This window comes from Mycobacterium sp. TH-M106 (genome assembly GCF_057473765.1).
Genome location: NZ_JBYCLE010000583.1, coordinates 1 through 8,061 on the forward strand (window position 1 = coordinate 1; position 8,061 = coordinate 8,061).

Genomic DNA, 8,061 nt, shown 5'->3' on the forward strand with positions numbered 1-8,061 from the left:
ATCCCGACGCCGAGCTGTTCGTGCACCCGGAGTGCGGCTGCGCCACCTCGGCGCTGTATCTGGTCGGGGAGGGCCACTTCCCGGAGGAGCGGGTGAAGATCCTGTCCACCGGCGGCATGCTCGAGGAGGCCCGAAGAACCCAGGCCGAGAAGGTGTTGGTCGCCACCGAGGTCGGCATGCTCTACCAGCTACAGAAGGCCGCACCTGAGGTGGATTTCGAGGCGGTCAACTCCAAGGCGTTCTGCAAGTACATGAAGATGATCACCCCGGCGGCGCTGTTGCGCTGCCTGATCGAGGGTGCCGACGAGATCCATGTCGATCCAGCGATCGCACGGCGGGCACTACGCAGCGTGCAGCGGATGGTGGCGATCGGGCAGTCCAACCCGACCGGCAAATGACGCTTGATGCCGTGTGGCAGCACTCGGCTGACGTCGTCGTCATCGGTACCGGAATCGGTGGCCTGTCCGCGGCGCGAGCCGCCCACCGCGCCGGGTGCAGCGTCGTTGTGCTCGACAAGTCCAGACGGACAGACGCCGTCACCGCCACGCACTACGCGCAGGGTGGAATCGCAGTGGTGCTGCCGGACACCGACGACTCGGTCGAGGCGCACGTCGCCGACACGATTGCCGCCGGCGGCGAGCTGTGCGAGCCCGATGCGGTCGCCTCCATCGTCTCCGACGGATACCGTGCAGTAGCCGAATTAGCCAGTGATGGTGCAGGATTCGACTCTACGCCGACCGGCCGGTGGGCACTGACCAGAGAAGGCGGACACTCCCAACGGCGGATCATCCACGCTGGCGGCGATGCCACCGGAGCCGAGGTGCAACGCGCGATCAACCGGGGCGCGGCGGCACTGGACATCCGCCGCGGCCATCTCGCACTGCAGGTCCTGCGCGACACCGACGCCGTGACCGGAGTGCTGGTAGCCAATGCCGACGGGATCGGCGTCATCCACGCCCCAGCGGTGATCCTGGCCACCGGCGGTCTGGGCCACCTCTACCGGGCCACCACCAACCCCGCCGGTGCCACCGGCGACGGGGTGGCGCTGGCGCTGTGGGCCGGGGTCGCGGTCAGCGATCTGGAGTTCATCCAGTTCCACCCGACCATGCTCTACGACGGGCGCGCTGGCGGCCGCCGGCCGCTGGTCACCGAGGCTGTCCGGGGCGAAGGGGCCAAACTGGTTGATGCCCAGGGATGCTCGGTCACCGAAGGCGTACACCCGATGGGCGATCTGGCACCGCGGGATGTGGTGGCGGCGGCCATCGACGAGCGGCTGAGGGAAACCGGTGATGCCTGCGTCTATCTCGACGCTCGCGGCATCGCCGGCTTCGAAGACCGGTTTCCGACCGTCACCGCCGCCTGCCGGGCGGCCGGTATCGACCCGGAACGCCAGCCCATCCCGGTGATCCCCGGTGCGCACTACAGCTGCGGCGGGGTGATCACCGACGTCACCGGATGCACTGAACTGCCCGGGCTGTTCGCAGCTGGTGAGGTGGGCCGCACCGGCATGCACGGCGCCAACCGGCTGGCCTCCAACAGCCTGCTGGAGGGACTGGTCGTCGGTGGCCGTGCCGGTGCCGCCGCCGCCGCGCATGCGGTGTCGGCCGGTGTCGTGCGGGCGGTGATGCCCGAGCCGGCCCGCATCGCACACACTGTTCTGGAACGCGATGCGCTGCAGCAGGCCATGTCCCGCGATGCATCGGTGGTTCGCGAGGCCGCCGGGTTGCGCCGGTTGGCCGATGAGCTGGCGGCGGGCAACGCGCGGACGGTGTTGTGGCGCAACGACTTCGAGGATGCAGCGCTGACACTGGCTGCGCGGACGGTTGCCGCAGCCGCTTTGGCGCGCAACGAAAGCCGCGGCTGCCACCACCGCGCCGACTACCCCGACACCGACCCCGGCCAGGCGCGCAGCATAGCGGTGCGCCTCGTCGGCGGCGTGATTCGGGTCCAGATACCGGCTGCGGTGTATTGATGCGGCTGTCCGCCGCCGAGCTTGCCGAGGCGCGGCTGGTCATCGCCCGTGCCCTCGACGAGGATCTGCGCTACGGTCCCGACGTCACCACCGCTGCGATAGTGCCCGCCGACGCGGAAACGGAGGCGGCGCTGGTGACACGGGATCCCGGCGTGATCGCCGGGGTGGACGTCGCACTGCTGGTTCTCGACGAGATACTCGGGCGTGAGGGCTACCAAGTGCTCAACCGGGTTGACGACGGCACGCGGCTCGGGCCGGGTGCAGCGGTGCTGACACTGCGGGCGGGCACCCGGGGTCTGCTGACCGCCGAGCGCACCATGCTGAACCTGATCGGGCACCTGTCCGGGATCGCCACCGCCACCGCCGCCTGGGTGCACGCGGTGCGCGGCACCAGCGCGAAGATCCGCGACACCCGCAAGACGCTGCCGGGCCTGCGGGTGTTGCAGAAGTATGCAGTACGAGCCGGCGGCGGGGTCAACCATCGGATGGGGCTCGGCGATGCCGCGCTGATCAAGGACAACCACGTCGCGGCCGCCGGGTCGGTGGTGGCGGCGTTGCGGGCGGTGCGTGACGCCGCCCCGAGTGTGCCGTGCGAGGTCGAAGTGGACTCGCTGGACCAGCTCGACGATGTGCTTGCCGAAAACCCCGAGCTGGTGCTGCTGGACAACTTCGGCGTCTGGCAGACGCAGATCGCGGTGCAGCGCCGCAACGCCCGCGCCCCCGGAGTGCTGCTGGAATCATCCGGCGGACTGACACTGGAGACCGCGGCCGACTACGCCGGCACCGGGGTGGATTACCTGGCGGTGGGTGCGCTCACCCATTCGGCGCGGGTGCTCGACATCGGGCTGGACATGTAGGTTCGCGCCGAAACCGAACGGTCAGGCGATGTCGGCGACGAGAACGGCTACCCGGCGTCCCTGGAGTCGGATCGCCAGCGGCAGCGACTTATCGGCGCCACCGACCGGAACAATCCGAGGGTTGGTGATGTGTATTTTCCGCCGGTACACGCGGACGTCGGCCTCGCCGGCGGCCAGGATGTTCTTCACCCAGTCGGCCTTGCCGTGGCCCAGGGCGATGGCCAGCTGGTTGCCCTTGCGGTAGGTGGTCACCACGGTTTCGTAGGGTTTGCCGGACTTGCGGCCACGGTGCTCGATGATCGAGGTCCCCGGCAGGTAGCGCGCGAATCGTTTCATCACCGGGTTCATGTATTTGATCTGCAGCCGGTCCAGCCACGGCGGAAACAGCGCCGGTACGCTCGGGGTGCTGTTCGGGTCATCGTTGGCGGCCATGGCGACTCCGTTCCTTCGCTTCACAGGGTGTGCGGTCATGCTATGTCGGCGAGGCCACATCTGCGGTCACGCTATAGCGACGTGCAGCGATATTCACTTGTACGGCTCTGGGACAATGGTCGACGTGACCAGCTCGCCGACGTTGATGGCTCGTATCGATCTGCGCGGCACCGACCTGTCCGCAGCCCAGCTGCGGGCCACGCTGCCGCGCGGCGGAGTCGACGTCGAAGCTGTGCTGCCGACGGTGCGCCCGATCGTCGAGGCGGTCGCCGAGCGAGGCGTGGCGGCGGCGCTGGAGTTTAGTGAAGACTTTGATCGGGTCCGGCCGGCCGCGGTGCGGGTGCCGGCCGCCGACCTGGACGCCGCGCTGGACGGCCTCGACCGCGACGTCCACTCCGCGCTGGCGGAGGCGATCGCCCGAGCCCGCGCTGTGCACGCCGATCAGCGCCGCACCGACACCATGACCGTGCTCGGCCCGGGCGCCACAGTCACCGAACGCTGGGTTCCGGTCGAGCGGGTCGGCCTGTACGTGCCCGGCGGCAACGCGGTGTATCCGTCCAGCGTGGTGATGAACGTGGTGCCGGCGCAGATCGCGGGGGTTGCCTCGGTGGTGCTGGCCAGCCCGTCGCAAGCCCAGTTTCACGGCTTGCCGCACCCGACGATCCTGGCCGCGGCCCGGCTGCTCGGCGTCGACGAGGTGTGGGCAGTGGGCGGCGCGCAGGCGGTGGCGCTGCTGGCCTACGGCGGCACCGACACCGACGGCGTCGCGCTGGCCCCGGTGGACATGATCACCGGACCGGGCAACATCTACGTCACCGCCGCCAAGCGGCTCTGCCGCTCCCGGGTCGGCATCGACGCCGAGGCGGGGCCGACGGAGATCGCGATTCTGGCCGACGACACCGCCGACCCGGTACACGTCGCTGCCGATCTGATCAGCCAGGCCGAACACGACGAGCTGGCGGCCAGCGTGCTGGTCACCCCCAGCATTGCGCTGGCCGACGCCACCGAGGCCGAGCTGACTGCCCAGCTGGCGACCACCCGGCACCGCACGCGGGTGACAGCGGCGCTGACCGGGCGTCAGTCGGCGACCGTCCTGGTCGACGACGTGGCCGCCGGCATTCGCGCGGTCAACGCCTACGCCGCAGAGCACCTGGAGATCCAGACCGCCGACCCGGCCGCGGCGGCGGCCCGGATCCGCAACGCCGGAGCGATCTTCCTCGGGCCATGGTCACCGGTCAGCCTCGGCGACTACTGTGCCGGGTCCAACCACGTGCTGCCGACGGCGGGCAGCGCCCGCCACTGTGGCGGGCTGTCGGTGCAGAGCTTCCTGCGCGGCATCCACGTCGTCGACTACACCGAGGCCGCGCTGAAAGACCTAACCGGACACGTGACAACCCTGGCCGTCGCCGAGGACCTGCCCGCGCACGGCGAGGCGGTGCGGCGGAGGTTCGAGCGGTGAGCGCACCCGGTCACAACGTCACACTCGCCGACCTTCCCCTGCGCGACGACCTGCGCGGCAAGTCCCCGTACGGTGCGCCGCAACTGACGGTGCCGGCGCGGCTGAACACCAACGAGAACCCGCATCCGCCGAGTCCGGCGCTGGTCGACGACGTGACCCGTTCGGTGCGTGACGCCGCGGCGGGCCTGCACCGCTACCCCGACCGTGACGCGGTCGCGCTACGCACCGACCTGGCCGGCTACCTGACCGTGCAGACCGGCGTCCGGGTCGGCGTTGACAACATCTGGGCGGCAAACGGCTCTAACGAAATACTGCAGCAGCTGTTGCAGGCGTTCGGCGGCCCGGGCCGCACCGCTGTCGGCTTCGTGCCGTCGTATTCGATGCATCCGATCATCGCCGGCGGCACCCAGACCGCATGGCTGGTGGCCAACCGCGCCGACGACTTCAGTCTCGATGCCGCCGTGGCCGTCGCCGCGATCAACGAGCGGCGACCCGACGTGGTGTTCCTCGCCAGCCCGAACAACCCGTCCGGGCAGAGTATCTCGCTTGACGAGCTGCAGCTCGTGCTCGACGCCGCACCCGGCATCGTGATCGTCGACGAAGCGTACGGGGAGTTCTCGTCGCGACCCAGCGCGGTGGCGCTGATCGAGCAGTATCCTGCAAAGCTGATCGTCACCAGGACCATGAGCAAGGCGTTCGCATTCGCCGGCGGGCGGCTGGGCTACCTGGTCGGTGCTCCGGCGGTGGTCGAGGCGATGCTGTTGGTGCGGCTGCCGTATCACCTGTCGTCGATCACCCAAGTCTCCGCCCGCGCAGCGTTGCGACACGCCCACGAAACGCTGGGCAGCGTCGCGCAGCTCGTCGCCGAACGTGAACGGGTCTCAAGCGCGTTGACCGGCATGGGGTTTCGGGTGATCCCCAGCGACGCCAACTTCGTGCTCTTCGGCAGGTTCACCGAGGCGCCCGCAACGTGGCAGCGCTATCTGGACTCCGGGGTTTTGATCCGCGACGTCGGCATCGAAGGATATCTGCGCGCAACCATCGGCCTACCCGGGGAGAACGACACGCTGCTGGCCGTCAGTGCCCGGTTGGCCGACACCGAACTGGCAGCAGCCGTTGAGAGCCTCAAGGGGGCAGAGTGAGCGAGCACCGCCGCGCCCGCATCGAGCGCAAGACCAAAGAATCCGAGATCGTCGCCGAACTGGACCTGGACGGCACCGGGATGGCCGACGTCGACACCGGGATAGCGTTCTACGACCACATGCTGACCGCGCTGGGCAGCCACGCCGGTTTCGATCTGACGATCCGCGCCAAGGGCGACGTCGAGATCGAGGCGCACCACACCGTCGAGGACGCGGCGATCGTGCTCGGTCAGGCGCTTGCTCAGGCCCTGGGGGACAAGACCGGCATCCGCCGGTTCGGCGACGCGTTCATACCGATGGACGAGACGCTGGCACACGCCGCCGTCGACGTGTCCGGGCGGCCGTACTGCGTTCACACCGGGGAACCGGATCACCTGCGGCACACCACGATTGCGGGCAGTAAGGTGGCGTACAATACCGTCGTCAACCGGCACGTGTTCGAGACGCTGGCAGCCAATGCGCGCATCGCACTGCACGTGCGCGTCCTCTACGGGCGCGACCCGCACCACATCACCGAGGCGCAGTACAAGGCGGTCGCCCGCGCGCTGCGCCAGGCAGTCGAACGCGACCCTCGGGTAGCTGGCGTACCGTCCACCAAGGGCACCCTGTGACCCACGTTTCCCGGCCGAAGGTTGTGGTGCTGGACTACGGCTCGGGCAACCTGCGGTCGGCGCAGCGCGCACTGCAACGCGCTGGCGCGACGGTCGAAGTGACCCCCGATGCCGATGCCGCCGTGGCCGCCGACGGGCTGGTGGTGCCGGGTGTCGGCGCGTTCGCGGCCTGCATGGCGGGACTGCGGAACATCAACGGGGACAAGATCATCGCCGAGCGGCTGCAACGTGGACGTCCGGTGCTGGGGGTGTGCGTCGGCATGCAGATCCTCTTCACCCATGGAATCGAGTTTGGAGTCGAGTCCCTGGGCTGCGGTCGATGGCCTGGCGCGGTCACCCGGCTGGACGCCCCGGTGGTCCCGCACATGGGCTGGAACGTGGTGGATGCCGCACCGGACAGCATGCTGTTCAACGGACTCGATGCCCGCACCCGGTTCTACTTCGTGCATTCCTATGCCGCCCAACGCTGGGACGGCGGTCCCGGCGCGTTGTTGACCTGGGCGCGCCATCGAGTGCCGTTTCTGGCCGCCGTCGAGGATGGGCCATTGGCCGCGACCCAGTTTCACCCGGAGAAGAGCGGGGACGCCGGCGCGGCCCTGCTGCACAACTGGGTGGAGGTGCTGTGAATCCGGTGCCCCCGGCTTTGGTCCTGTTGCCCGCCGTCGACGTGGTCGACGGGCGCGCAGTGCGTCTTGTGCAGGGCCGGGCCGGCAGCGAAACCGAGTACGGCTCGGCGCTGGACGCCGCGCTGGGCTGGCAACGTGACGGCGCCGAATGGATTCACCTGGTCGACCTGGACGCCGCCTTCGGCCGCGGCTCCAACCGCGAACTGCTTGCCGAGGTGGTCGGCAAACTCGACGTGCAAGTGGAACTGTCCGGCGGCATCCGCGACGACGACTCACTCAGCGCAGCGCTGGCCACTGGCTGCGCCCGGGTGAATCTGGGTACCGCGGCACTGGAGAACCCGGCGTGGTGCGCGCACGCGATCGCCCAGCAGGGCGAGCGGGTCGCGGTCGGGCTGGACGTGCGGATCGTCGACGGTGTGCACCGACTCCGCGGCCGGGGCTGGCAGACCGACGGCGGCGACCTCTGGCAGGTGCTGGAACGTCTTGATAAACAAGGGTGTTCGCGGTTCGTCGTCACCGACGTGACCAAGGACGGCACACTGGGCGGCCCGAATCTCGGCCTGCTTCGCAGCGTCGCCGAGCGCACCGACGCTCCGGTCATCGCGTCCGGAGGGGTGTCCAGCCTGGACGACCTGCGCGCCATCGCCGCCCTCACCGAGACCGGCGTGGAGGGCGCCATCGTCGGCAAGGCGCTTTACGCCGGGCGGTTCACCCTGCTGCAGGCGCTGGCCGCGGTGCAGGAGTAGGCAACGACATGGGTCTACACAGCGACGTGGCAGTGCGGGTCATCCCGTGCCTGGACGTCGACGACGGCCGGGTGGTCAAGGGCGTCAACTTCGAGAACCTGCGCGACGCCGGAGATCCGGTCGAACTGGCCGCCGTTTACGACGCCGAGGGCGCCGACGAGCTGACCTTCCTCGACGTCACCGCGTCGTCGTCGGGGCGGGCCACCATGCTGGAGG

At 69.5% G+C, this 8,061-nt stretch carries 10 protein-coding genes; 9 read left to right on the forward strand and 1 reads right to left on the reverse strand.

What is annotated here, in order from left to right; all coding sequences use genetic code 11:
- The 3 genes from nadA to nadC form a co-directional block, all read left to right on the forward strand.
- The coding region (nadA, locus tag AC2VOP_RS19770; RefSeq protein ID WP_486962544.1) for a quinolinate synthase NadA at positions 1-398 on the forward strand (398 nt) is incomplete at its 5' end.
- Entirely contained in the window at positions 395-1,972 is a 1,578-nt protein-coding gene (locus tag AC2VOP_RS19775) for an L-aspartate oxidase (RefSeq protein ID WP_486962545.1), read from the forward strand. The genes nadA and AC2VOP_RS19775, both read left to right, overlap by 4 nt.
- Complete coding sequence (gene nadC / locus AC2VOP_RS19780; RefSeq protein ID WP_486962546.1) at positions 1,972-2,829, forward strand: carboxylating nicotinate-nucleotide diphosphorylase; 858 nt, start codon at positions 1,972-1,974, stop codon at positions 2,827-2,829. Before AC2VOP_RS19775 ends, nadC begins: the two co-directional genes overlap by 1 nt.
- A 21-nt stretch (positions 2,830-2,850) precedes the next feature.
- Here the strand turns inward: nadC and AC2VOP_RS19785 are convergent, their stop codons facing one another.
- Entirely contained in the window at positions 2,851-3,261 is a 411-nt protein-coding gene (locus tag AC2VOP_RS19785; protein WP_486962547.1) for a nitroreductase family deazaflavin-dependent oxidoreductase, read from the reverse strand.
- A gap of 142 nt (positions 3,262-3,403) precedes the next feature.
- Here AC2VOP_RS19785 and hisD point away from each other — a divergent pair, with 142 nt between their 5' ends.
- The 6 genes from hisD to AC2VOP_RS19815 all read left to right on the forward strand — a co-directional run.
- A complete protein-coding gene (gene hisD / locus AC2VOP_RS19790) occupies positions 3,404-4,720 on the forward strand; it encodes a histidinol dehydrogenase (RefSeq protein WP_486962552.1) in 1,317 nt (438 codons plus the stop codon).
- A complete protein-coding gene (locus tag AC2VOP_RS19795; protein ID WP_486962548.1) occupies positions 4,717-5,862 on the forward strand; it encodes a histidinol-phosphate transaminase in 1,146 nt (381 codons plus the stop codon). Before hisD ends, AC2VOP_RS19795 begins: the two co-directional genes overlap by 4 nt.
- Entirely contained in the window at positions 5,859-6,473 is a 615-nt protein-coding gene (gene hisB, locus AC2VOP_RS19800; protein WP_486962549.1) for an imidazoleglycerol-phosphate dehydratase HisB, read from the forward strand. The genes AC2VOP_RS19795 and hisB overlap by 4 nt, the downstream gene beginning before the upstream one ends.
- Positions 6,470-7,099, forward strand: a complete 630-nt coding sequence (hisH, locus tag AC2VOP_RS19805) for an imidazole glycerol phosphate synthase subunit HisH (RefSeq protein ID WP_486962550.1) — start codon at positions 6,470-6,472, stop codon at positions 7,097-7,099. The genes hisB and hisH overlap by 4 nt, the downstream gene beginning before the upstream one ends.
- Positions 7,100-7,116: 17 nt before the next feature.
- Positions 7,117-7,845: a bifunctional 1-(5-phosphoribosyl)-5-((5-phosphoribosylamino)methylideneamino)imidazole-4-carboxamide isomerase/phosphoribosylanthranilate isomerase PriA gene (gene priA / locus AC2VOP_RS19810; protein ID WP_486962553.1), complete on the forward strand. Its 729-nt coding sequence runs from the start codon at positions 7,117-7,119 to the stop codon at positions 7,843-7,845.
- An 8-nt stretch (positions 7,846-7,853) separates the two neighbouring features.
- Positions 7,854-8,061 (forward strand): HisA/HisF-related TIM barrel protein (locus tag AC2VOP_RS19815; protein WP_486962551.1); only part of this gene is annotated, 208 nt, incomplete at its 3' end.